The sequence below is a fragment of the Acinetobacter lanii genome, assembly GCF_011578285.1.
GTDB lineage: Bacteria > Pseudomonadota > Gammaproteobacteria > Pseudomonadales > Moraxellaceae > Acinetobacter > Acinetobacter lanii.
In genome coordinates this window covers 817,522-841,251 of the sequence record NZ_CP049916.1, presented here as the reverse complement: position 1 = coordinate 841,251, position 23,730 = coordinate 817,522, and the positions used below count along the sequence as shown (strand labels likewise).

The following is a 23,730-nucleotide window of genomic DNA, read 5'->3' as shown; positions in this document are numbered from 1 at the left end:
ACCTACAAAAAAATGATGCTTCTAGGGTTCCTCACGCTGAGTCTCAGCGCCTGTGATAAAGCCACTCAAACACAGACTCAAACCAGTGCCATCAAAGCGCGTGAACCGATTATTGCGGTGGCATTGGGCGGTGGTGGTGCCAAAGGCTTTGCCCATATTGGTGTAATCAAAGTTCTAGAGTCGCATGGGATTAAACCCAAAATTGTCACGGGTACCAGTGCCGGAAGTTTTGTCGGCAGTATTTATGCCAGTGGGAAAACACCGTATCAACTACAAAGTATCGCGCAAAATTTAAAAGAGTCGGATATTCGAGATTTGACCCTAAACCGACAAGGCATTGTACTGGGGCAAAAACTGCAAGATTTTGTCAATCGTCAAATTGCCAATAAACCCATTGAACAATTCCCGATTCGTTTTGCCGCAGTGGCTACCCGTTTAGATACAGGCAAACGTGCCGACTTTATTCAAGGCAATGCCGGTCAAGCCGTACGTGCCTCATGTAGTATTCCCAATGTGTTTGTTCCTGCCAACATTGCGGGCAGAAAATATGTCGATGGCGGCTTGGTCAGTCCAATTCCGGTGCAAACCGCGCGTGATATGGGCGCAGATATTGTAATTGCAGTCGATATTTCCGCACGTCCGGTGTCCGATAAAGGCATGAACATGTGGGGCTTACTCGATCAGACCATTAATATCATGGGACAACAAAGCATCAACCATGAATTGAACCTTGCCCATGTGGTGATTCAACCCAAGGTTGGACATTTAGGTACGCTAGATTTAAAAGCCAGCAATGAAGCGATTTTAGAAGGTGAAAAAGCGGCACAACTGAAAATTAAATCGATTGATACTGCGATTGCCAATTTTAAGAAATCACCTGCTGCCTTTAAACCTGCACCCAAATCCCGCATTTAAAAATAAAGGATACGGATTTAGAAAATACTAAAAAAACTGTTTAAAAATGAATGGATTTGGTTTTTTTATATTCAGTTTGGCTCAAGTCTGTTAGATTAAGTTGATATATGTATTGATCAACAAAACAACGATTAATGATTAGAGTCGCTTTATGAATTTTATCTTTGAACCGTGGCATTGGTTTGTATTGGGTATAGTGCTGATTTTATCTGAGTTGCTGTTGCCGGCCTTTGCTGCACTGTGGTTTGGCGCGGCAGCCATTGTAGTCAGTATGTTGGTGTGGATTTTTCCAAGCATGTCTTTTGTCTGGCAAGTGATTTGTTGGATTGTGTTGTCGATCAGCTTTACCCTACTTTGGTTTAAATATATCAAGCCTTTATCGATTGACCGAACCAAAGCGGGACTACCGCGTGAAGCCACCATTGGCCAAACCGGTATGGTGATTCAAACCTTGGAACATGATCGGGTCAAAGTGCGTTTTCAAATGCCTTTGCTTGGCTCAGATGAATGGGACTGTCGCACCTTAGCTGCTGTACAGGTTGGCGATCGGGTTCGGGTCACCGATATTTTGGGCAATCAATTGGTGGTTCAACCACATCACAATGCCACTTCGCCTTTATAAGCAAACTTATTGTTAAAGATATAGATCTAAAAATTTCGTCTCATCACGATTGAATAATGAAAATCAAGAGGAACAGCAATGTCTGGTTCAATTATTGTTTTAGCTTTTTTAGCCTTTGTCGGCATTACCATTTTTAAAGGGGTTCGTATTGTACCGCAAGGTTATAATTGGATTGTGCAACGTTTAGGGAAATATCGCACCACCTTAAATCCGGGTTTGAATTTTGTGATTCCGTATATCGACGAAGTGGCTTATAAAGTCACCACCAAAGATATTGTGTTGGATATTCCTTCTCAAGAAGTGATTACCCGAGACAATGCGGTATTGGTCATGAATGCGGTAGCGTATATCAATATTACTGCGCCAGTTAAAGCGGTCTATGGCATTGAAAACTATACTTGGGCGATTCAAAACTTAGTGCAAACGTCATTGCGTTCAATTGTCGGTGAGATGGATTTAGACGATGCGCTCTCCTCTCGTGACCACATTAAAGCCAAACTTAAAATGGCGATCTCTGATGACATTGCCGATTGGGGCATTACCTTAAAAACGGTTGAAATCCAAGACATTCAACCCTCAGGTACCATGCAATCTGCCATGGAAGCGCAAGCGGCTGCCGAACGTCAACGCCGTGCGACCGTCACCCGTGCAGATGGTGAAAAACAAGCCGCGATTTTAGAAGCCGAAGGTCGCCTTGAAGCATCACGCCGTGATGCAGAAGCACAAGTGGTGTTGGCAGAAGCCTCGGAAAAAGCCATTCAAATGGTCACCAATGCTGTCGGCGATAAAGAAATTCCTGTGGCCTATTTGCTCGGTGAACAATATGTCAAAGCCATGCAAGATATGGCAAAATCCAACAATGCCAAAACAGTGGTCTTGCCTGCAGACATCATGAATACCATTCGTGGTGTGATGGGCAGAAATTAAACACGGCTTGTATTTATCGTGTTTTAAAAGCACACAGTTTATTCTTGAAAGGGCAGCCAATTGGCTGCCTTTCACATTTCTTAAGATCAAGCCCCTGAAATTCTCAGCATTTTTTTTTAAATTATGTTTAAATTTCGCCTTAATTTTAGATTTGACCCTTTCAATCTACAATCCACCTAAATATGGATAACGTATGAGCTCCCTCAATCCCACCTTAATCACTTTTCTATTTTATATAGTCGCGATGGTGATCATTGGTTTAATGGCCTATCGTGCAACCACAAATTTTTCAGATTATATTTTGGGGGGCCGACGTTTAGGTAGTTTCGTGACTGCGCTTTCTGCAGGCGCTTCTGACATGAGCGGTTGGTTGCTCATGGGGCTACCCGGTGCGATTTATCTTTCAGGTCTATCTGAAATGTGGATTGCGATTGGTCTGATCTTAGGGGCTTGGATGAACTGGCTGTTGGTGGCGGGACGTTTGCGTGTCCACACCGAAGTCCAACACAATGCCCTCACCCTGCCCGATTATTTCTCCAATCGTTTCAATGACCAAAAGAAAGTACTGCGCATTGTCTCTGCATTTGTGATCCTGATTTTCTTTGCGATTTATTGTGCGTCAGGTATGGTCGCGGGTGCACGACTGTTCGAAAGCATGTTTGGTATGTCCTATGAAGCAGCACTTTGGATCAGTGCGATTGCCACCATCAGTTATGTCTTTGTCGGTGGTTTCTTGGCCGTGTCTTGGACCGATACCATTCAAGCGGGTTTAATGATTTTTGCATTGCTGCTTACGCCTGTGGTGACGATTTTAAGCTTCGCCGATATGTCGCAAGTCACTTTGGCTTTAGAGGCAGCACGTCCTCAAGCCTTTAATGTGATTGGCGATTTAAGTACCGTTGCAATTTTATCACTATTGGCATGGGGCTTAGGTTACTTCGGTCAACCGCATATTTTGGTACGCTTTATGGCAGCCGATTCGGTGAAATCGATTCCCAATGCGCGCCGTATTGGCATGACTTGGATGATTCTCTGTCTAGGTGGTGCAGTTGCAGCAGGTTTCTTCGGGATTGCCTACTTTGAGCATAATCCGCAATTGGCTAGCGTGGTGAATACCAACCCTGAAACCGTATTTATGGAACTGACCAAAATCCTGTTTAACCCTTGGATTGCGGGTATCGTTTTGGCGGCTATTTTGGCTGCGGTGATGAGTACTTTAAGTTGTCAACTTTTGGTCTGTTCAAGTACCTTGACCGAAGATTTTTACAAATCATTTATTCGTAAGAATGCATCACAAAAAGAATTGGTTTGGATTGGTCGTTTGATGGTGCTGTTAATTGCGATTCTTGCGATTGTGCTTGCATCCAACCCTGAATCTAAAGTTTTAGGACTAGTTGCCTATGCATGGGCAGGTTTTGGTGCTGCTTTTGGTCCACTGATTATTCTGTCTTTATTCTGGCGTCGTATGACCTTGAATGGCGCATTGGCAGGGATGGTCGTAGGCGCTGTCATGGTCATTCTATGGAAAAACGTGTGGGGAGATACGGGTCTATATGAAATTATTCCAGGCTTTATCTGCTCACTCATTGCCATTGTCGTGGTGAGTTTATGTGGTCCAGCACCAACGACTGAAGTGACTGCGCGTTTTGATGAAGCGGATCGTTTGTATAAAGAATCAAGCCATTAATGCTGAAGCAAATCTAAAATGAAAAAAGAGGACATCACGTCCTCTTTTTTATGCGCTTCATTTTTAAACTGAGATTCTCACATCAAGTGCTTTAGCTTTTACGTGACAACAAGAATTGAGAAATTTGGCTGAGTTGCTCTGCATCATCGGCAAAGTAAGCCAATGCTGCAAAAGCTTGATCATGCAATTGTTGCGCATAGGCTTTGGCTTGTTCTAGACCCATCAAAGCCGGATAAGTCGATTTGTCCACCTGCTCGTCTTTACCTGCGGTTTTACCAAGCGTTTGCGTATCTGAAACCACATCTAAAATGTCATCCTGAACTTGGAACGCCAAACCAATGGCTTGACCAAATTTGCGCAATTGCGGAATCGCAGGATCAGTGCCATCAAAAATCGTCACTGCCGCCATCATAATTGCTGCTTGAATCAAAGCGCCGGTTTTATTGCGATGTATGTTCTCTAAAGCTTGTTGATCAACATGTTGACCTTCCGCTTGGATATCCAAGACTTGACCACAGACCATTTTCGAACTAGAAGTGGCTAAGATTTGCATCTGTTTTAATATGATTGGCGAATCGACACTGTGCTGGGTATCAAACAATCGACTGCCCAAGACTTCAAATGCCATGGATTGCAAAATATCCCCGGCCAACAGTGCGGTATCTTCACCAAAAGCTGCATGACAGGTCGGTTGACCACGACGTAACAAGTCGTTGTCCATACACGGCAAATCATCATGGGCCAATGAGTAACAATGAATCAGTTCCACTGCCACCGCTGCACGGCGTACCGCTGCATAATGCGGATGATTCGGCTTGAGATTGGCTGTGGCATAGCACAGCGCAGGACGGACACGCTTGCCGCCTAACATCACCGCATGATAGACCGCACTTTTTAAAGGCTCAGGCATTGAAAATGCATCGAGTGCCATCGTTAAATCTTGCTGAATTTGCTGCTGAGCATGGGTCAAAATTTCAGTATTCACGTTTGGAATGGATGTCACTGTCGCCTCTAAATCTCATTAATTACATCGACTTGTTTTGAAGTTGAATAGCATCGTATGTTCACTGAATAGATCATCGATGCTCAACAGCAACATTCTACTCTGAATTAGCACTTCACTCATCCTGAATAGCCAAAAACTTTGAGCTGCATCCTACAAATCTTGAGCATTTTGCGATTCAACCTTGTGTTTAAGTCATTCCAACACATAAATTGAATTCTTGCCTTTGGCTTTGGCAAGATTGACCGCAACATCGAGTTGCTTCATCACATTGGTTTCATTTAAATCATGATGTTGTTTTAATTGATAAATACCAATGGTGACCGTCAAAATATCTTCTGAAAATTCCTCATATTGAATTTTCTTTCGATAAATATTTTGACGTAAACGCTCAGCAATGGTCAGTACTTTCCACGGCGTTGAATCTTCAACCACCACCACAAAACTGGCCGAATTTAAGCGAAACAGTTGGGCATTGTCATTGGCAATTTCATCGGTAAAATACTCACCGATTTCCGTCAAAATTTCATCACCAAAACTATAACTGTTCAACTGGTTAAACTTTTTAAAATCGTCTAAATCAATTTTGATAAAGGCATAGCGCTCTCGCTGATCATCTTTAAAATGCTCAAGCAAATACTGCTCAAGTGCTAGTTTATTTTTGAGTCCTGTCACTTGGTCGATATACAGATGATCATGCAGTTTTTTATTGGATTGCAGCAACACCCGTTCACGGCGTTTTAAGCGTGTAACATCGGCACACACCACAATGATCGATTGTATGCTTTGGTTCACTCCACGGATGACTTTGAAATACAGCATATAAAAATGACCTTTGGAGTAAAACTCATTTTCAAGATGCTCTAGATAATGGTCATGATTAAAGGTAGTGACTGCATCGCCAAAATGGGCAAAAACCACGGTGGAAAATTCATTCAATTTCTTGCCAATCAAATACAGCGCATCACTTTCATAAATATCAGCAAACTTTTGATTCACAGCGGTAAATACCGCATCAGCATCAAAAATTGCCATAGGTACAGGCAGATTCGATACAAAAGAAACCAAATCCAATTTGTCGGTATTTTTAATGGCTTCTAAAAATTGTTGTTCATCTAATTTAATCGGTTTATGTCTAGCATGATCAGTCATAGAAACCTCATTCTAATAATAATTATTAAACGAACTGGGCAACTATATTCTAAATTCTAAAACCAATGGCAACCGCATTAAAACCCTAGTGTTTAGAATAAAATCAGACCAAATTTTCATCTTGGAAAAAATATAACATGATCAAGTTCACAAAAAAATGCTTTTAACTACCATTCCTCTACCCTAAGACAGCGCTATAGACGGTTGAATCAAACCACCTTTCACATAATTGATCAAATGACATATCTAAAAAAGCCTGCTCAAAGGTCAGGCTTTTTTTAGATTTTAAACTTTAGCGTTGATCTGCATTTTGAATGCGATTGAATCGATATTAAAAACTATCACCAGGCACACGCACCCAGCCTTCCATCAGCACCCGCGCACTGCGACTCATGATGGCTTTTTTCACCACCCATTGACCATTTTCTTGTGAGGCTTGTGCGCCAACACGTAAAGTCCCTGAGGGATGACCAAAGCGCACCGATTCACGTGCTCCACCGCCTGCAGCCAAGTTTACCAAAGTTCCTGGAATCGCAGCAGCTGTTCCAATTGCCACCGCCGCTGTACCCATCATGGCGTGATGCAGTTTTCCCATCGACAAGGCTCTAACCAACAAATCGGTATCCGTCGCTTCAACCACTTTAGAACTCGAAGAGGTATAGGTTTTCGGTGCAGATACAAATGCCACTTTAGGGGTATGTTGACGCGATACCGCTTCACTTACATCTTGAATAATGCCCATTTTCAGTGCTCCATAGGCACGGATTTTTTCAAATTTGGCTAAAGCTTCGGCATCGTTATTGATGTCATCTTGCAACTCTGTACCGCTATAGCCAATGTCTTCTGCATTCAGGAAAATGGTGGGAATACCAGCATTGATCAGGGTTGCTTTAAATGTACCTAATTCAGGCACCTCAAGCTCATCGATCAAATTGCCTGTCGGGAACATTGAACCTCCGTCTTCACCCTCATCAGCAGGATCAAGAAATTCAATCTGCACTTCTGCCGCAGGGAAAGTCACACCATCAAGCTCAAAATCCCCTGTTTCCTGAACTTGACCGTTGGTGATCGGGACATGTGCAATAATGGTTTTCCCAATATTTTTTTGCCAAATACGCACCGTACACAGCCCATTTTCTGGAATTCGATCTGCACTAACCAAACCATTGGAAATGGCAAATGAACCCACTGCGGCTGTTAAGTTACCGCAATTCCCACTCCAATCCACAAAGGGGCGATCAATCGCGACTTGTCCGAATAGATAATCAACATCATGATCTGCTTGAGTACTTTTCGATAAAATCACGGTCTTACTGGTGCTTGAACTTGCGCCGCCCATCCCATCAATTTGCTTTGCGTAAGGATCAGGACTTCCAATTACACGTAAAAGAAGTTGATCACGTGCTGCCCCGGGTTGTTGAGCACGCTCAGGTAAATCATCAAGTTTAAAAAATACGCCCTTACTGGTACCACCACGCATGTAGGTCGCGGGGATCTTCACTTGTGCTGCAAAGCTCATTTCTTGTCTGTCCTTATCTTATGTTGAGTTGCTATTGTTCATTCTAATCAAGGATATAATGCGCGGATAAAAAGTCATTGACCACAGGACTTAAGTATAAAAAATATTCTTATTATTTCGATTTACTTATAAATTTTAGTCAATGAACTGAGCATTCAATATAATTAAACCCTTGTTTTAAAATATGAATTAAGAATTAACCGCCATCTATAAAAATCGATCACTGCTTAGGCACTGTATTTACTAGGCTAAAAGAAATCAATCTATTACAATGTTTTAAAAATCACACTCGGCGAGCTGAACAATTGGAAAACAATTCTCAACTTCAGCGCGGTCTCAAAAATCGTCATATTCAATTGATCGCTATGGGCGGCGCAATTGGTACTGGCCTATTTTTAGGTTCTGCGCAGGTCATACAGTCTGCTGGTCCATCCATTATTTTAGGATATGCCATTGGCGGATTAATCGCATTTTTGATTATGCGTCAATTGGGTGAGATGATCGTACATGAACCTGTTGCAGGTTCTTTCAGTCATTTTGCCAACAAATATTGGGGTAGATTTCCAGGCTTTCTAGCCGGTTGGAACTATTGGATCCTGTACGTACTTGTAGCCATGACAGAGCTGACCGCTGTCGCAAAATATATTAACTATTGGTGGCCGGCTATTCCGGCATGGACATCCGTACTGTTTTTCTTCATCGTGATTACGTTGGTCAATTTGGGCAACGTTAAATTCTATGGTGAATCTGAATTTTGGCTCTCCATCGTTAAAGTCACTGCTGTGGTATCGATGATCGTGTTTGGTTTGTATCTGTTAATCACAGCAGATGTTAATTCAACCGCATCTTTCACTAATCTTTGGTCACATGGCGGCTTCTTCCCGAACGGCTTTGAAGGTCTGTTCTATATGCTGGCCTTTTTAATGTTTGCCTTTGGCGGCATTGAATTAATTGGTATGGCCGCAGCCGAAGCGGAAGATCCAGAAAAAACCATTCCAAAAGCGATCAACCAAGTTGTTTTCCGAATCCTGATTTTCTATATCGGCTCATTAACAATTCTGTTATCACTCGTGCCTTGGGATCAGTTAGACCTCGGTGGCTTAGATAAAAGTCCGTTTGTGATGATCTTCAGCCAATTGGGCATTGATTGGGCGGCGCATCTACTGAACTTTATTATTTTGACAGCGGCTCTTTCTGTTTATAACAGCGGGATGTACGCCAATAGCCGGATGTTGTTTGGTTTGGCTAAACAAGGTAATGCACCGAAAATGTTCTTAAAAGTGAACAAATCAGGTGTACCGATTCCTGCAGTGCTCTTCTCTGCCCTGTTGATTTTCGGCTGCGTATTGTTGAACTACTTTGTGCCTGAAGATGCTTTGGGGCATCTCATGTATGTGGTGGTCGGTGCTTTGGTCTTGAACTGGGCGATGATCAGTTTGACACATTTAAAGTTCAAACAAGCCATGAATAAATTGGGACAAGTTACCAAATTCCCTGCACTGTGGTCACCCATTGGTAATGCGCTGGTCCTAATCTTCATCTTGATGGTACTTTACATTATGTGGACGCAAGGCTTTAAAGAGTCTGTCATGATGATTCCGATTTGGATCGTGGTGATGTTCTTACTCTATAAGAGCCTCAATAAAGCCAAATAAATTTTTAGAACAATTAAGGGCATTTTAGAATGCCCTTTTTTATGTCTTATCAAGAAATCTACTAGAACATGAAGATTCAACTTTTCTTTAAGACTGTTTTCAATTAAATTACTGCAAATTATGCGTTCTTAGCTTAACTGGATAGAGCAGTTGCCTCCTAAGCGACCGGCGTGGGTTCGAGTCCCGCAGAGCGCGTACCTCCAAAAATTCTATTATTTCTACCAACTCAATCAACTTTCTTGTTTTTTATTGACCCTATTTCTCAATCTTTAGGGCAAATTTGTCATAAATTTTGTTGCAAGTCTGAAACTTTATGCTATTTTGATTTAAGGCTAAAAAATAACCAAAACTTAACATCCGTTTTTTTTAGCGCTTGGGAATAACAATTTAAATAACATCAAAAAACCAAAAAAATTTGCATTATCTAAGGATAGATAACATGAAATTAAAAGCCATCAGCTCGTCTGTACTTCTTGCACTTTTACCTGTCTCTGGTGTCTATGCCGCTGCTATGGATCGTTCGGGGCAATCAATGAGTGCGTTCCTACAACCCAACAATTATTTTGAAGCAGGGATTTCTATCCTCACCCCTGATGTTTCTGGACAAGCGACATCGGCTTATGATGGTGGAAAATTCGATGATATGGGATCTGATTATTACTTCCCCTCAGCAGCAATCAAACTACAAATTCACGATAAAATCTCATTTGGTTTACTTTACGACCAGCCTTTTGGCGCTGCAGCAGAATACGTAGGCAATAACATTCTGGTTTCAAATCCGGGTGTTGACACTATTTTACCAGCACCTCAATTGGCAGCATTAAGACAAGCAGCGATTGCGCGCAATACGCCTGCCGGCATTCAACAATTGGCAACCACTGCAGGCATTCCATTGGCAACTGTGCAAGCGATGTATGCTGCTAATGCACCCATTCCTGGCATGGGAAATACTAAAGATATTGTGGATGCTGGTGTGGCATCACAGGTAGATGCGACATTAAATTCGACCAAACAATTGCTTGGGCAAGGAGGAACAAAAGTTGACGTCGATACCCAAAACTTATCGATGATATTTGGTTTCCAACCTACCGAAAACTTTAATATTTATGGCGGTGGTGTCTACCAAACGGTCAAAGGAAGTTTAAATCTTCGTGGGGCGGCTGCAAGTGTATTCAATGGTTATGATGCAAGTTTCGATGAAACCGGTGGTGTCGGTTGGCTTGCCGGTGCAGCATTCCAAATTCCTGATATCGCCTTAAAATTGTCTGCAACCTACCGTTCTGAAATCGAGCACAAAGTCGATACTAGAGAGACATTAACCTCTCAACCTGCGCTACCCTTATTGGCCAATGCAGGTTTAGATATCAGTACTGTCAGTAATATTCTCAGCAAAGATATTACTCGCACCAAACTAAAAACCCCCCAATCCGTCAACTTAGATTTCCAAACTGGCATTATGGCTGACACCATAGCCTTTGCAAATGTACGTTGGGTGAATTGGCAAGACTTTAAAATTCGTCCAGAAAAATTTGGTGCTGTTTCTGAAACGATTGGACCTTTAGTCAGCCAGCCGAATGGTTTCAACATTATTGAATACACAGATGATCAAATTTCTGCCACTGTCGGGGTGGGTCGAAAACTAACTGAAAAATGGTCAGGCACTTTTGCAGTGGGTTGGGATTCAGGTGCAGGTAATTTAGTGAGTTCACTAGGGCCGACTGAAGGGTATTGGAATGTCGGTTTAGGTGCGCAATTTAGCCCGACGCCATCGACCTTCATTGCAGGTGGTGTGAAATACTTCTGGTTAGGCGATGCTAAAGCACAATTGTCCTCTCAATTCGGTTCAGATAACTATATTGGTGACTTCACTGACAATGATGCTTTCGCAATGGGTTTGAAGATCGGTTATAAATTTTAACTAGACCAATATCTTAAAAAAAGGAGTATCAAGAGATACTCCTTTTTTATTTAGAATTTAATCATGCTGTTTGTTTTCTCAATTGTTCACATAATAGATGATAGAAATTATCGAAATGACTTTAAGGTTCAAATAATTTTTCGATAATTTAGCAACAAATAGAAAGCCCTTTATGATTAATTTTTCAGCTTTTATCATGATTCTATAAAACACTCATAAATCTTGATTCTTCAAATAAAAAACACAAAGCTTTATGTTTCTAGAGTATTTACTCTTTTTTTTTATGTGTTATTTTGTGTTAAGAATTTACGGAAATTTACATTGAGTTCTATCCGTTTATTTCAGGATTTAAAACTAAAAAATCACTGTAGTACTATATTTTTAGGGAAAGATTAAAGTGAAATTAAAAACACTCACCACTGCTATTTTGTTGACCTTACCTACTGTTGTAACCCATGCTGCGGCACTCGATCGTTCAGGTCAATCAATGTCGGCTTTCTTACAACCTGGAAATTATTTTGAAGCAGGTATCTCTGTTTTAGACCCCACTGTAAAAGGGAAAGAATCAGGTGAAAGCGATACTAAACGTCATATCAGCGATATGGCTGATGACTATTATTTTCCAAGTGCTGCCCTGAAACTGCAAATTCACGATAAGATTTCTTTTGGTCTACTTTATGACCAACCATTTGGAGCAAGTGCAGCCTATAACGGCAATAACGTATTTGTGTCAAACCCAGGTAATGACACTATTTTAGGACAAGATGCCCTTAATGGCTTGGCTGCTAAAAGTATTGGCAATTTAGTGACTGCTGCAGGTGCAGCTTTTGCTCCTGCTTTACAAGCTGTGACCAGTGTGACAGGTGGAAATCCTAGCAATCCCACTCAAAATGAAATTTTAGGTGCCTTACAACAAGTGGCTAAAGCTGGAAATGCAACTGTAGCTGGTGGTTTAACGTCGCTCCAACAGACGCAAACCGCTTTAGAAACAGCTAAAAGTTACTTAGGTACAGGCAATACACAAGTTGATGTGGATACTCAAAACCTGTCATTCGTGGTTGGGTTTCAACCGACAGAAAACTTCAACATCTATGGTGGTGGTGTTTACCAAACTGTAAAAGGTCAAGTGAGCTTACGTGGTCAAGCCTATAGTTTATTTAATGGCTATGATGCAAATATTAAAGAAACAGGCGGTGCGGGTTGGCTTGCAGGTGCTGCTTTCCAAATACCAGATATTGCATTAAAACTGTCTGCAACTTATCGCTCTGAAATTGATCATGATGTCGATGTGAAAGAATCTTTATCTGTGTTGTCTTTCCCGGCTCTTAATTCAGTGTTATTGGGACTTGATGTAACTCCAGCTCAGTTACAAGCGATAGGTACAACAGGCAAAACCAAAATAACAACCCCTCAATCAGTCAATATCGATTTTCAAACGGGGATCATGGAAAACACCGTTGCATTTGTAAATGCTCGCTGGGTTGATTGGTCTAATTTCTCAATCCAACCTTATCAATTTGGAAAAATTTCTGAAGCAGTCGGCGAGCTAGTACAACGTCCAAATGGATTTAATCTCGTTGAATATGCAGATGATCAATGGACCATTACTGCGGGTGTAGGCCGTAAGTTCAATGACAAATGGGCAGGTAATGTATCAGCAGGTTGGGATTCTGGTGCAGGGAATCCGATTACTACACTTGGCCCAACTGAAGGTTATTGGAATGTAGGTTTAGGTCTTCAATATAGCCCAACCCCTGCAACCTTTATTGCAGGTGGTGTGAAATACTTCGGTCTAGGTGATGCCGATGCTCAAACGGGTGCTCAAGCAGGTAGCAATGATTATGTTGCCACTTTTGAAGACAACTATGCGATTGCATATGGTTTGAAAATTGGTTACAAGTTCTAAGAACTTTAAGCTAAAAAGGTCGCTTTTATCAGCGACCTTTTTATTTCAGCTAGTTTAGCTGTTTATTAAAACAACGATTAGAATTTTTATACTAAACTTTACTCATCTTTAAAATTGATTTTTTTTGATTACAAATCATTAAGATATAATTATCAAATGCGAAAATTTGAATATTCACACTTCTTTATAAGCCTGTAAGGATTTAACTGAGTATTTACTCTTTTTTTTATTATGTTATTTTTCATGCACTTTTTTGGCTAACTTAGCTATCAGGGATGAAAAATTCGTGAAATTATCTGTAATTCGTTTTGCAATTCTTTTAACAACAATTCCAACAATAACTTTGGCAGCGGGTTTAGAGCGTTCTAACCAATCAATGACAGCATTTTTACAGCCGGGTAATTATGCTGAAGCCGGAATTTCAGGTGTAGTGCCACATGTCTCGGGTAAAGACAATTCGCAACATCGTGTGGGTAATATGGCAGACAGCTATATCGTTCCAAATGCTGCACTCAAAGTTCAGGCCACTGATCATATCTCTCTAGGTCTGATTTACGACCAACCTTTTGGGGGTGATTCTACTTATCAAATTGATGGCTCTGATTTCTCAACAGCGACTGAAAGTACCACTGTGGATGTCAACACCAATAATTTGACGCTTTTAGCAGGCTATCAACCCAATGAAAATTGGAATTTCTATGGGGGTGCTGTATGGCAAACCGTAGAAGCGGATATTTCATTACGTGGTAATGCCTATTCTCTACTTTCAGGCTATGACATTAAAGTAAAAAATGAAGATGCTTGGGGTTGGCTTGCAGGTTTTGCATACTCTAAACCAGAAATTGGCTTACGCGCAGCATTAACATATCGTTCTGAAGTGGAACATAATGCACGTAGTGAAGAAAGCTCTCACTTACCTCAGTCCGGTGGTATTATTTCCTCTTTGACTCATATTCCTGTTGAGTTTTTACAACCCACTTTAAATACGATGGGTCACGTAAACTCAAAAGTTCAAGCGGTTACGCCACAATCAGTCAACTTAGATTTCCAAACAGGGATTACCAAAAAAACTTTAGCCACTGCCAATGTACGCTGGGTGCATTGGGATCAATTTAAAGTTACACCGACACTACTCGCAACAGCAACCAGTATGTTACCAGGTGTGGGTAAACAGAATCTGATTGATTATAAAGATGATGAATGGGCGATTAACCTCGGTCTTTCGCATAAATTTACTGACAAATGGGCAGGAAGTGCTGGTGTAGGTTGGGACTCTGGCGCGGGTAACCCGATTACTATTTTAGGTCCAACCCATGGTTACTGGAGCGTTGGTCTTGGGGGGCAATATAGCCCGACGCCAAGTACCTTTATCCAAGGGGGGGTCAAATACTTTGGTTTAGGGGATGCCAAAGCGCAAACCGCTGGTCAAGTTAAAGGCGACTTCAGCAACAACTATGCGATTGGTTATGGGGTCAAAATCGGTTATAAATTCTAATCTCTGTTGTACTTCATTTCAGAATCGCAGAGCCTAAAAAAGAGCGCATAAGCGCTCTTTTTTAGGCTATCTTAAGTAAGTTTAAGCTGGAATATCACGAACCGAGGCTTTACGAATCGCCTCTTTTAATGCTGCATAACCGTGGATTGGCGGGAACTGTGGAAACTCTGCAATCACGTTATCTGGGGCATCAAACAAGAATCCAGCATCCGCTTCACCGAGCATAGTGGTATCGTTATACGAATCCCCTGCCGCAATCACGCGGAAGTTTAAGCCATGGAGGGCTTTGACTGCTTCGCGTTTTTGATCAGGTTGACGTAATTTATAGGCGGCGATCATACCATTTTCATCGGTTTCTAACTTATGACAGAAGATGGTAGGCCAACCCAGTTGCTGCATCAATGGATGCGCAAACTCATAGAACGTATCAGACAAAATAATCAATTGAAAATGGGTCCGTACCCATTCTACAAATTCTTTAGCCCCTTCAAATGGGCCCATGTCTGCAATCACAGCTTGAATATCATTTAGACCTAAGCCATGTTGCTTCAAGATATTTAAACGTTGCGTCATCAGCACGTCATAATCTGGAATATCACGCGTGGTCGCTTCTAATTCCTTAATTCCAGTTTTTTTTGCAAAGTTGATCCAAATTTCAGGAACCAAAACCCCTTCCAAATCAAGACACACGATTTCCATTGCAACACCCTCTTGTATTATTGATCTTAAATTTGGCGAATATCATAGCACCAAGATCCGTCAGTTCATTCAGCTCAATCGGGTGTTTTACTTCTATTTTTTTGATAAGCCTTATCACTTATCTATGCAGTAAATAATCGCTTTTTGCTTTAGAATAATTTTGATTTTTAAAAAATATTGATAGCTTCAAGCTAATTGCCAGGAGCAGACATGACTGCCATTCCAACGATTGATCTTGTGGATGCGCTTGCATCTGAATATGCAGATAAATCTCCTTCCGAAATTTTAGAACTTGCCTTAAATCAACAAGGTGAAATTGCCATTTCATTTTCAGGTGCTGAAGATGTGGTGCTGATTGATATGGCACACAATTTAGGTAAACCATTTCGAGTGTTTAGCTTAGACACCGGACGTTTACATGCAGAAACCTATCAATTCATTGAAACGGTACGTAAGCATTACAATATTCAAATCGAAATCTGCTTTCCTGAAGCTGAAGCGATACAAAACTTGGTCAATGAAAAAGGCTTGTTCAGCTTTTATCAAGATGACCACAAAGAATGTTGCGGTATTCGTAAGGTGCAACCTTTACGTAAAAAACTCGCGACTTTAGATGGTTGGATTACCGGTCAACGTAAAGACCAAAGCCCTGGCACCCGTACCGACATTCCGGTTATTCAAGCCGATGCCGGTTTTTCAGGCGAAGGTAAGCAATTGATTAAATACAATCCGCTTGCCAATTGGACAAGTGCAGATGTTTGGAATTACATTCGTATGATGGAAATTCCTTATAACCCATTGCATGAACGTGGATTCACCTCCATTGGCTGTGAACCGTGTACCCGTCCAGTTTTACCCAATCAGCATGAACGTGAAGGTCGTTGGTGGTGGGAAGAAGCCACCCATAAAGAGTGCGGTTTGCATTCGGGTAATTTAAAGAAATAATGTCTTAAGAATCAAAAATTAAGCCACTGACCTAAAGTGGCTTTTTTTAAACCCAACGTTCAGCAAAAGCTTTGGCAATTTCGGCTAAAAACGTAATATACTGAGTCAACGGACATATAATTCAAACAAGAATTTATAGATAAATTTGCAGTGAGGCAGACCCCAACCATGCGCCCCCTACACCCGCTTGATTTTATTTTTTTATCATTAGAAAAACGCCAACAACCGATGCATGTCGGCGGTTTGTTCCTGTTTCAAATTCCTGAAGATGCCCCAAGTACCTTTATTCAAGATTTAGTCGCAGATATTCGTCAATCCAAATGTATGCCGATTCCTCCATTTAATAATCGTTTAAATGGGCTGTTTTGGGACGAAGACACTGAATTTGATATTGACCATCATTTTCGTCATATTGCCTTGCCTCATCCGGGGCGTATTCGTGAACTTTTGGTCTATATTTCACAAGAGCACAGCACCTTGATCGACCGTGCTAAACCGCTGTGGAGTTGCCATATTATTGAAGGGATTGAAGGCAACCGCTTTGCCATGTACTTCAAGATTCATCATGCCATGGTGGATGGCGTAGCAGGTATGCGTTTGATTCAAAAATCGCTGTCTTCAGATCCTGATGAAAAAAGCATTGTGCCCTTATGGTGTGTGGAAGGTAAACGTGCCAAACGTTTAAAAGACCCGAAGACAGGTTTAGTCAAAGGTATTTTCAATACCGTTAAGCAACAGTTAGAAATTGCACCACGGGTGACTCAAGAGCTGTACCAGACTGTGTTTAAGGAAATGAAAAATCCGGACTATGTGTCAAGTTTCCAAGCACCGAGTAGCTTGCTTAATCAACGGGTCAGCTCATCGCGTCGCTTTGCTGCACAATCATTTGAGTTTGACCGTTTACGGCATATTGCGAAACATTTAGATGTGACCATTAACGATATTATTTTGGCAGTGTGTGCCGGTGCATTGCGTGAATATTTACTCTCGCAAAATGCACTGCCGAAAAAACCTTTGATTGCCATGGTGCCTGCCTCTGTGCGTGATGACAGCTCAGATATGAGCAACCGCATTACCATGATTTTAGCCAATTTGGCGACGCACAAAGAGGATCCGCTTGAACGCTTAGAGATCATTACTCGCAGCGTGAAAAATGCTAAAACTCGTTTCCGCCGTATGACCTCTAATCAAATTTTGAACTATAGTGCGTTTATTTATGGTGCTGCTGGTTTAAACATTATCTCCGGGATGATGCCAAAACGTCAGGCCTTTAATATCGTGATTTCGAATGTCCCGGGACCGACTGAAAGCCTGTATTGGAATGGTGCTAAACTCGAAGCACTCTACCCGGCTTCAATCGTTTTGGATGGACAAGCATTGAACATCACCATGACCAGTTACCTCGATAAACTTGAAGTCGGACTGACCGGTTGCCGAAATGCTTTACCCAAAATGCAAAACCTACTGACACATTTGGAAGATGAAATTGTGCGTTTTGAAAGCATCATTGCCGATCAAATGCCTAAAAATAACGCAACAGAAGCTACTGAAAATAATGCGTTAAAAACCCACGCCTAAGCGAGCAGTATAAAATCAAAAAAGCGGATCAATCTTTTATTGATCCGCTTTAGTTTTTAGATGTATTTAAGGGTTTGAATGTTGGATATTTAATAAATATATCAGTGAAAAGGCATTTAAAATCTATAGGTTTGGGCTAAGTTAACTTGATTCGAAACTGATAAGATTCTTTATATTTTAAGCTCAATATTTTAAGTTCTGGCAATTGAATTGAGTCTTAAAATAAAAAATTAAAGGTGAATATAACTTAAATTTAGACACACGTTTAAGCATTAATTTTAAGCGAATTTCAGCTCAAATAACTGATGATAAAAGCCATTTTTATTATTTTTTATGAGCTTTATCAGTAAAGTAAGGGGCTAGATCTATGCCCCTTAGTTTTTAATATTACGACACTGATTCAACAGTTGTTGGCATGCTGCAACCACCATGGCTTTGGTGACATGCACTTCATGACCATGTTCATTGACCATCACACATGCATTTTTATGTTGAGCTTCAAGAACGTGTTTTATACCTTGATTAATCATTTGTTCTGCTATATTCATGTTTGACCTCACTTGCTAAGAACGTTGAGCACTTGCAAAACTTCAGCAGTGCAACGCCTATGGCTACTTAATTCTTTATGTCCCCTAGTATTGTGAAATCAAGCACAAATGTAAAATTTCAGATGTAACAAGTGTTTAACGATATCCTGTTACAATTTCAGTTGAGAATGATATCGTATTGCTCTTGCGTGTATAAATTTTCGACTTGGAATTTTATGACACGATTCACAAAATGTTCTAAATCAGACACTGCCGTGGCTTCTTGGGTGAGCAAACGATCCACCACTTGCGGGTGTGCAACGACAGTAAAGCCACTCTTGGATTGGAAATCTCGGGCATAACGCATGATTTCTCGAAAGATTTCGTAACATACGGTCTCAGCAGATTTGACAAAACCACGCCCCTGACAGGTTGGACACGATTCACATAACAAATGTTCCAATGATTCACGTGTTCTTTTACGTGTCATTTCGACCAAACCCAGTTCCGACACTTGAGTGATTTTGGTTTTGGCATGGTCTTTTTCAAGCACACGTTCAAACTGCTGCAACACTTCTTCACGGTGTGACGCTTCTTGCATATCAATAAAGTCAATAATGATAATGCCCCCTAGATTCCGTAAGCGCAGTTGGCGCACGATCACTTGAGTGGCTTCCATATTGGTTTTAAAAACGGTGTCCTCTAAAGAACGACCGCCGACATAAGAACCTGTATTCACATCAATCGTGGTCATGGCTTCGGTCTGATCAATCATCAGATAACCACCGGACTTCAGTGCCACACGGGTTTGCAACGCCTTTTGAATATCGGCTTCAACATTGTATAAATCGAAGATTGGACATTCACCCGGATAATGTTTCAGGCGATCGCTCATCAATGGGACAAATTCATCCACGAATTCTTTGAGCTTTTGAAACACTTCTTTCGAGTCGACTTGGATTTTTGCCGTGTCTTCATTGGCTAAATCACGAATGATACGTTGTGGTAGCGGTAGTTCTTCAAACACCAATGAGGGAACAATCAAGCTCTTTTGTTTGCGTTGAATAAATTCCCACAGTTTCGCCAAATAGGCCATGTCTTGCGCAATGGCCTGTTCTTCAATGCCCTCTGCCGCAGTACGCACAATCACAGAACCCGGAAGTTTATGTTGAGCTTGAATACGCTCAATGATGGCACGTAAGCGATCACGTTCTTCTTCAGATTCGATTTTTTGCGACACCCCAGTATGGTGTCCATAGGGCATCATCACCAAATAACGCGAAGGAATCGACAGGTCAGTCGACAGTCTTGCCCCTTTAGTACCGAGCATATCTTTCATGACTTGAACGGTCAGAATCTGACCCGGTTGCAACAGCTCAAATACATTGGGTGTGGGCTGATTGCGCGGCCACACCATATCATTGATATGCAAGAAAGCAGTACGAGATAGCCCAATATCGACAAACGCAGCTTGCATGCCCGGCAATACGCGCACGACTTTGGCTTTATAAATATTGCCAACCAGACCGCGCTTGGCTGTCCGTTCGACAAAAAGCTCATTCACCGTGCCATTTTCAATTAAAGCCACCCGACATTCAGTCGGTGTGACGTTAATCAACAACTCATCAGACATAAAAAATACTCAATACATTATAAAAATTCTTTTCATGGCATCCTTCCAACCTTCTTCTATCCCTCTTTATGGTTTTATTTTGAGAAATCATCAGAATGTTAAAAGCAAGCGTGTGATCAACATCATCGGTCAATCACGCATATTCACTGTATTCGTTCAACTGCTTGAGCAAGGCTAAGGTTTCATGCAAAGGCAAACCGACCACATTGCTATAGCTCCCGTCTATGCGCGGGATCCATTGTGCTGCATAACCTTGAATGGCATAGCCCCCTGCTTTGCCAATTGGCTCACCAGTGGCCCAATAGTCTTCCATCATTTGATGGCTGAGCACTTGAAATTCAACCTGTGTGCGAACCACAGCCGTTATACTGTGTTGTGCATTCGCCACACAGACCCCACTCAACACGGCATGCTCACGACCTGACAATTGGGTCCAAATCTCAAAAGCATGTTGTTTCGATTCGGGCTTACCCATAATCTGCTGATTGAACACCAAACTGGTGTCTGCCGCAATGACCGTGGCATCAGGAAACTGTGACAAAACCGCCTGTGCTTTTTGCCGCGCTAAACGCTCTACATACGGTTCAATCTGCTCATTGATGAATACAGATTCATCGATGTCAGGACTGTACACATCAAAGCTCAGTCCGACTTGTTCAAGCAATTCTTTGCGCCGAGGTGAACTCGACGCCAAAATTAAACGCGCCATCGTCTTAAGCAGTAATATAACAGTGGCCACAGCAAGATACTGCTGAGCAATGGTTGCCAATGACGGGTAATGGAAAACTCCATTTCAGAAATCACTTGTGCCAACAACACGTAAAGTAAATGTGCCAACATGGCTAAACTGGCAATCACCCAAGTATTGGCAAAAGTCATGACACGACGTTCACGGGTAAAATAACGGGTAATAAAAGTGATCAAAACATAACTTAAGGCATGGAGTCCCAAGGGGGCATCGAGCAACAGATCACTAAACAAACCCATTGCAAAAGCAAACCACACCCCACACCACGTCGGCTGACACAGCACCCAAAACAAGGTCACCATCAGCATGATCAGCGGTCGCCATCCTGCAAAGCTATAGGACAGTGGATAGACCACCAACACTGAACAGATGATGATCGAGATCACCATCACCAATAACGGGTCTTTGGATTGATCTTTGCTTAAACGTTTAGCGCTGAGCATTTGGCTGCTCCATCGCTAATGAATCTGAGAACAACACCACCACATGATGACCACCTGCCAATTGTGCCGCAGGTTTCACATCAATCTGGGCAAATTCACCGGTGTTTTCACGTTTCACTTTAGACACCGTTCCCACCAAATAGCCGGCAGGGAAATGTTGACCTAAACCGGAACTATAGACCTTATCGCCCACTTTTAGATTTGAACTGGTCGGGACGTATTCCATTTTTAATCGTCCCAAATCACCCGTCCCTGACACAATCGCACGCATGCCTGAACTTTCTAAACGCACAGACAGCGAATGCTCTTTATCTGACAGCAACATCACCCGACTACTATGCGGATAAACATTGATGATTTGCCCCATGATCCCTTGGTCATCGAGTACCGTCTGCCCCACTTTCAAGTGGTTTGCAGCCCCTCGATTGATAATAATAATATGACGTAACGGGTCTGCATCAGTCCCAATCACCTCTGAAATTTCCATACGCCCATCAATAATCAGCGGTGTATCGAGTAAACCTCTTAAACGGGTATTTTCAGCAGACAGTTCTGATAATTTTTGTAGACGCACTTGCGCCTGAAGCAGCTCAGCCTGCATCGCAGTATTTTCACGACGCAACTGCCCTTCAGATTTGGTTTGTTGATTTAGCCATTCTTTCGATAATACTGGATAACTTGCGAGGGCATAAATCGGATTATATGCCGCGTACAAGACATCTCTTGCCGGTTGAATGAATTGTGGCATACGCCAATTGAACATCAGCACCACAAAACACGCAACCACCGCAATGATGAAAGAGCGAAAAGATGGCGGTTGTCTTGAAAAAAGATTCGGTTGCACCGCCTGATCCCTAACTTAGCCTACAAACAACATGTCATGGTTCGGGTTGTCAAAGAACTCAAGCACCTTACCACCACCACGGGTCACACAAGACAATGGATCTTCAGCAACCACCACAGGCAGACCTGTTTCTTGTGATAAAAGTTTGTCTAGGTTACGCAGTAATGCACCACCACCGGTCAAGACAATACCGCGTTCAGCGATGTCAGACGACAATTCAGGCGGCGTTTGCTCAAGTGCAGATTTCACTGCCGACACGATGCTTTGTAGCGGATCAGAAATTGCTTGCATCACTTCGTCTGAAGTCACCGTAATCGCACGCGGTACACCTTCCGCCAAGTTACGTCCACGCACTTCAATTTCAAGTGGTTTAGCGCCTTGATCTGGCATCGCCATACCCACTTCTTTTTTGATAATTTCTGCAGTCGTTTCACCGATCACGCAACCATGTGCTTTACGTACATAGTGAATAATTTGTTCATCGAACACATCGCCACCAATACGAAGCGAATCTGCGTAGACACAACCCTGAAGTGAAATAATCGCGATTTCAGTGGTACCCCCACCAACGTCCACCACCATTGAACCGCATGCTTGCTCAACCGGCATACCTGCACCAATTGCCGCTGCCATTGGCTCTTCAATTAAGCGTACATCACGTGCACCGGCATTAAATACCGCTTCACGAATCGCACGGCGCTCAACCAAAGTTGATTTACATGGCACACATACCACCACACGAGGTGCAGGTGGAAACAGACGTTTTTCATGCACTTTACCAATAAATTGGTTTAACATGGTTTCAGTTACTTCAAAGTCTGCAATCACACCATCTTTCATTGGACGAATTGCAGAAATGTTTGCAGGTGTACGACCAAGCATTTGCTTAGCATCTAAACCTACAGCTGCTACAATTTTTTGTGAACCGCTGTGACGAATCGCCACAACCGTCGGTTCGTTTAATATAATGCCCCGTCCTGGCGCATAAATTAGTGTATTTGCAGTGCCTAAATCAATGGCAAGATCTGGCGAAAACAAGCCAATTAGTCGTTTTAGAATCACGGGTCGTTCTCAGTTAAACGTTATATGGACGTAAGATGGCAACTTTAACTAAATGTGATGCTTTGAACAAGTCAATCGCTTATTATAACGCATGATATTTTGAATATTTTTTAATACTGATTAGGTAAGACATCATGTCAACATCGGATGCTCAGCATTCTGCAGATTTAAATGCACAAACCGTTTCTAGTATCGCGCATTTAGCGCGTTTGTCTTTAGACGAAACTCAATCTGCTGAATATGCTCAAAGTCTCAATAAAATTTTAGGAATGATGGAAACTTTAAAAGGCATCAATACCGATGGTGTTGAGCCACTGAAAAGTCCATTTGACAATCCCCAACCCTTACGTGAAGACGTGGTTGCTGAAACCAATCATCGTGAAGAATATCAAGCTGTTGCACCTGCAACACAAGACGGCTTGTACCTTGTTCCACGCGTGATTGAATAATTT

General features: G+C 42.0%; 21 protein-coding genes and 1 tRNA gene. 12 read left to right on the top strand and 10 right to left on the bottom strand.

Features of this window, described 5'->3' with window-relative positions:
* Nucleotides 1-12 precede the first annotated feature (12 nt).
* From G8D99_RS03955 to putP, 4 genes are all read left to right on the top strand, one after another.
* On the top strand, nucleotides 13-915 hold the full coding sequence (locus tag G8D99_RS03955) for a patatin-like phospholipase family protein (RefSeq protein WP_166322831.1): 903 nt from the start codon (nucleotides 13-15) through the stop codon (nucleotides 913-915).
* A 151-nt stretch (nucleotides 916-1,066) separates the two neighbouring features.
* Nucleotides 1,067-1,537 carry an NfeD family protein gene (locus G8D99_RS03950; RefSeq protein WP_166322829.1) on the top strand — a complete coding sequence of 157 codons (471 nt, stop codon included), beginning with the start codon at nucleotides 1,067-1,069 and terminating at the stop codon, nucleotides 1,535-1,537.
* A gap of 78 nt (nucleotides 1,538-1,615) precedes the next feature.
* Nucleotides 1,616-2,464: an SPFH domain-containing protein gene (locus G8D99_RS03945; protein WP_166322827.1), complete on the top strand. Its 849-nt coding sequence runs from the start codon at nucleotides 1,616-1,618 to the stop codon at nucleotides 2,462-2,464.
* A 193-nt stretch (nucleotides 2,465-2,657) separates the two neighbouring features.
* Nucleotides 2,658-4,151: a sodium/proline symporter PutP gene (gene putP, locus G8D99_RS03940; protein WP_166322825.1), complete on the top strand. Its 1,494-nt coding sequence runs from the start codon at nucleotides 2,658-2,660 to the stop codon at nucleotides 4,149-4,151.
* Nucleotides 4,152-4,242: 91 nt separating this feature from the next.
* Here putP and G8D99_RS03935 read toward each other — a convergent pair whose 3' ends face one another.
* The 3 genes from G8D99_RS03935 to prpF form a co-directional block, all read right to left on the bottom strand.
* Nucleotides 4,243-5,154: a polyprenyl synthetase family protein gene (locus G8D99_RS03935; RefSeq protein WP_166322823.1), complete on the bottom strand. Its 912-nt coding sequence runs from the start codon at nucleotides 5,152-5,154 to the stop codon at nucleotides 4,243-4,245.
* A gap of 195 nt (nucleotides 5,155-5,349) precedes the next feature.
* Nucleotides 5,350-6,306: a GGDEF domain-containing protein gene (locus G8D99_RS03930; RefSeq protein WP_166322821.1), complete on the bottom strand. Its 957-nt coding sequence runs from the start codon at nucleotides 6,304-6,306 to the stop codon at nucleotides 5,350-5,352.
* A 331-nt stretch (nucleotides 6,307-6,637) separates the two neighbouring features.
* Nucleotides 6,638-7,825 (bottom strand): 2-methylaconitate cis-trans isomerase PrpF, encoded by a 1,188-nt coding sequence (gene prpF / locus G8D99_RS03925; RefSeq protein WP_166322819.1) that lies wholly within the window; start codon nucleotides 7,823-7,825, stop codon nucleotides 6,638-6,640.
* 305 nt (nucleotides 7,826-8,130) lie between these two features.
* Here prpF and G8D99_RS03920 point away from each other — a divergent pair, with 305 nt between their 5' ends.
* The 5 genes from G8D99_RS03920 (at nucleotide 8,131) to G8D99_RS03900 (ending at nucleotide 14,799) form a co-directional block, all read left to right on the top strand.
* Nucleotides 8,131-9,480 (top strand): amino acid permease, encoded by a 1,350-nt coding sequence (locus G8D99_RS03920; RefSeq protein ID WP_227554350.1) that lies wholly within the window; start codon nucleotides 8,131-8,133, stop codon nucleotides 9,478-9,480.
* A 122-nt stretch (nucleotides 9,481-9,602) separates the two neighbouring features.
* Nucleotides 9,603-9,675, top strand: a tRNA-Arg gene (locus G8D99_RS03915).
* A gap of 244 nt (nucleotides 9,676-9,919) precedes the next feature.
* A complete protein-coding gene (locus G8D99_RS03910) occupies nucleotides 9,920-11,398 on the top strand; it encodes an outer membrane protein transport protein (RefSeq protein ID WP_166322817.1) in 1,479 nt (492 codons plus the stop codon).
* Between the two features lie 397 nt (nucleotides 11,399-11,795).
* Nucleotides 11,796-13,304, top strand: a complete 1,509-nt coding sequence (locus tag G8D99_RS03905) for an outer membrane protein transport protein (protein WP_166322815.1) — start codon at nucleotides 11,796-11,798, stop codon at nucleotides 13,302-13,304.
* A gap of 286 nt (nucleotides 13,305-13,590) precedes the next feature.
* Nucleotides 13,591-14,799: an OmpP1/FadL family transporter gene (locus tag G8D99_RS03900; RefSeq protein WP_166322813.1), complete on the top strand. Its 1,209-nt coding sequence runs from the start codon at nucleotides 13,591-13,593 to the stop codon at nucleotides 14,797-14,799.
* Nucleotides 14,800-14,880: 81 nt separating this feature from the next.
* Here G8D99_RS03900 and thrH read toward each other — a convergent pair whose 3' ends face one another.
* On the bottom strand, nucleotides 14,881-15,498 hold the full coding sequence (gene thrH, locus G8D99_RS03895) for a bifunctional phosphoserine phosphatase/homoserine phosphotransferase ThrH (RefSeq protein ID WP_166322811.1): 618 nt from the start codon (nucleotides 15,496-15,498) through the stop codon (nucleotides 14,881-14,883).
* Between the two features lie 210 nt (nucleotides 15,499-15,708).
* Between thrH and G8D99_RS03890 the strand changes: the two genes are divergently transcribed.
* Nucleotides 15,709-16,443: a phosphoadenylyl-sulfate reductase gene (locus G8D99_RS03890; protein ID WP_166322809.1), complete on the top strand. Its 735-nt coding sequence runs from the start codon at nucleotides 15,709-15,711 to the stop codon at nucleotides 16,441-16,443.
* 168 nt (nucleotides 16,444-16,611) lie between these two features.
* The gene (locus tag G8D99_RS03885; RefSeq protein WP_166322807.1) at nucleotides 16,612-18,021 is read left to right on the top strand and encodes a WS/DGAT/MGAT family O-acyltransferase; all 1,410 of its coding nucleotides are present in this window, start codon (nucleotides 16,612-16,614) and stop codon (nucleotides 18,019-18,021) included.
* Nucleotides 18,022-18,395: 374 nt separating this feature from the next.
* Here G8D99_RS03885 and G8D99_RS03880 read toward each other — a convergent pair whose 3' ends face one another.
* The 6 genes from G8D99_RS03880 to G8D99_RS03855 form a co-directional block, all read right to left on the bottom strand.
* Nucleotides 18,396-18,569: a PA1571 family protein gene (locus G8D99_RS03880; RefSeq protein WP_166322805.1), complete on the bottom strand. Its 174-nt coding sequence runs from the start codon at nucleotides 18,567-18,569 to the stop codon at nucleotides 18,396-18,398.
* A gap of 157 nt (nucleotides 18,570-18,726) precedes the next feature.
* Nucleotides 18,727-20,181: a ribonuclease G gene (gene rng / locus G8D99_RS03875; protein WP_166322803.1), complete on the bottom strand. Its 1,455-nt coding sequence runs from the start codon at nucleotides 20,179-20,181 to the stop codon at nucleotides 18,727-18,729.
* 133 nt (nucleotides 20,182-20,314) lie between these two features.
* Entirely contained in the window at nucleotides 20,315-20,890 is a 576-nt protein-coding gene (locus G8D99_RS03870) for a Maf family nucleotide pyrophosphatase (RefSeq protein WP_166322801.1), read from the bottom strand.
* Complete coding sequence (mreD, locus tag G8D99_RS03865; RefSeq protein ID WP_166322799.1) at nucleotides 20,878-21,372, bottom strand: rod shape-determining protein MreD; 495 nt, start codon at nucleotides 21,370-21,372, stop codon at nucleotides 20,878-20,880. The genes G8D99_RS03870 and mreD overlap by 13 nt, the downstream gene beginning before the upstream one ends.
* Entirely contained in the window at nucleotides 21,359-22,216 is an 858-nt protein-coding gene (mreC, locus tag G8D99_RS03860) for a rod shape-determining protein MreC (protein ID WP_166322797.1), read from the bottom strand. Before mreC ends, mreD begins: the two co-directional genes overlap by 14 nt.
* Nucleotides 22,217-22,231: 15 nt before the next feature.
* Nucleotides 22,232-23,278 (bottom strand): rod shape-determining protein, encoded by a 1,047-nt coding sequence (locus tag G8D99_RS03855; protein WP_166322795.1) that lies wholly within the window; start codon nucleotides 23,276-23,278, stop codon nucleotides 22,232-22,234.
* Between the two features lie 134 nt (nucleotides 23,279-23,412).
* On the opposite strand from G8D99_RS03855, the gene gatC reads away from it, so the two are divergent.
* A complete protein-coding gene (gene gatC / locus G8D99_RS03850; protein WP_166322793.1) occupies nucleotides 23,413-23,727 on the top strand; it encodes an Asp-tRNA(Asn)/Glu-tRNA(Gln) amidotransferase subunit GatC in 315 nt (104 codons plus the stop codon).
* The last annotated feature ends 3 nt before the right edge of the window (nucleotides 23,728-23,730 follow it).

Excerpts from the sequence above, each read along its gene's own strand:
- G8D99_RS03955 (WP_166322831.1), top strand. The coding sequence starts at position 13 with ATGATGCTTCTAGGGTTCCTCACGCTGAGTCTCAGCGCCTGTGATAAA.
- G8D99_RS03950 (WP_166322829.1), top strand. The coding sequence starts at position 1,067 with ATGAATTTTATCTTTGAACCGTGGCATTGGTTTGTATTGGGTATAGTG.
- G8D99_RS03945 (WP_166322827.1), top strand. The coding sequence starts at position 1,616 with ATGTCTGGTTCAATTATTGTTTTAGCTTTTTTAGCCTTTGTCGGCATT.
- putP (WP_166322825.1), top strand. The coding sequence starts at position 2,658 with ATGAGCTCCCTCAATCCCACCTTAATCACTTTTCTATTTTATATAGTC.
- G8D99_RS03930 (WP_166322821.1), bottom strand. The coding sequence starts at position 6,306 with ATGACTGATCATGCTAGACATAAACCGATTAAATTAGATGAACAACAA.
- prpF (WP_166322819.1), bottom strand. The coding sequence starts at position 7,825 with ATGAGCTTTGCAGCACAAGTGAAGATCCCCGCGACCTACATGCGTGGT.
- G8D99_RS03910 (WP_166322817.1), top strand. The coding sequence starts at position 9,920 with ATGAAATTAAAAGCCATCAGCTCGTCTGTACTTCTTGCACTTTTACCT.
- thrH (WP_166322811.1), bottom strand. The coding sequence starts at position 15,498 with ATGGAAATCGTGTGTCTTGATTTGGAAGGGGTTTTGGTTCCTGAAATT.
- G8D99_RS03890 (WP_166322809.1), top strand. The coding sequence starts at position 15,709 with ATGACTGCCATTCCAACGATTGATCTTGTGGATGCGCTTGCATCTGAA.
- G8D99_RS03885 (WP_166322807.1), top strand. The coding sequence starts at position 16,612 with ATGCGCCCCCTACACCCGCTTGATTTTATTTTTTTATCATTAGAAAAA.
- G8D99_RS03880 (WP_166322805.1), bottom strand. The coding sequence starts at position 18,569 with ATGAATATAGCAGAACAAATGATTAATCAAGGTATAAAACACGTTCTT.
- rng (WP_166322803.1), bottom strand. The coding sequence starts at position 20,181 with ATGTCTGATGAGTTGTTGATTAACGTCACACCGACTGAATGTCGGGTG.
- G8D99_RS03870 (WP_166322801.1), bottom strand. The coding sequence starts at position 20,890 with ATGGCGCGTTTAATTTTGGCGTCGAGTTCACCTCGGCGCAAAGAATTG.
- mreD (WP_166322799.1), bottom strand. The coding sequence starts at position 21,372 with ATGCTCAGCGCTAAACGTTTAAGCAAAGATCAATCCAAAGACCCGTTA.
- gatC (WP_166322793.1), top strand. The coding sequence starts at position 23,413 with ATGTCAACATCGGATGCTCAGCATTCTGCAGATTTAAATGCACAAACC.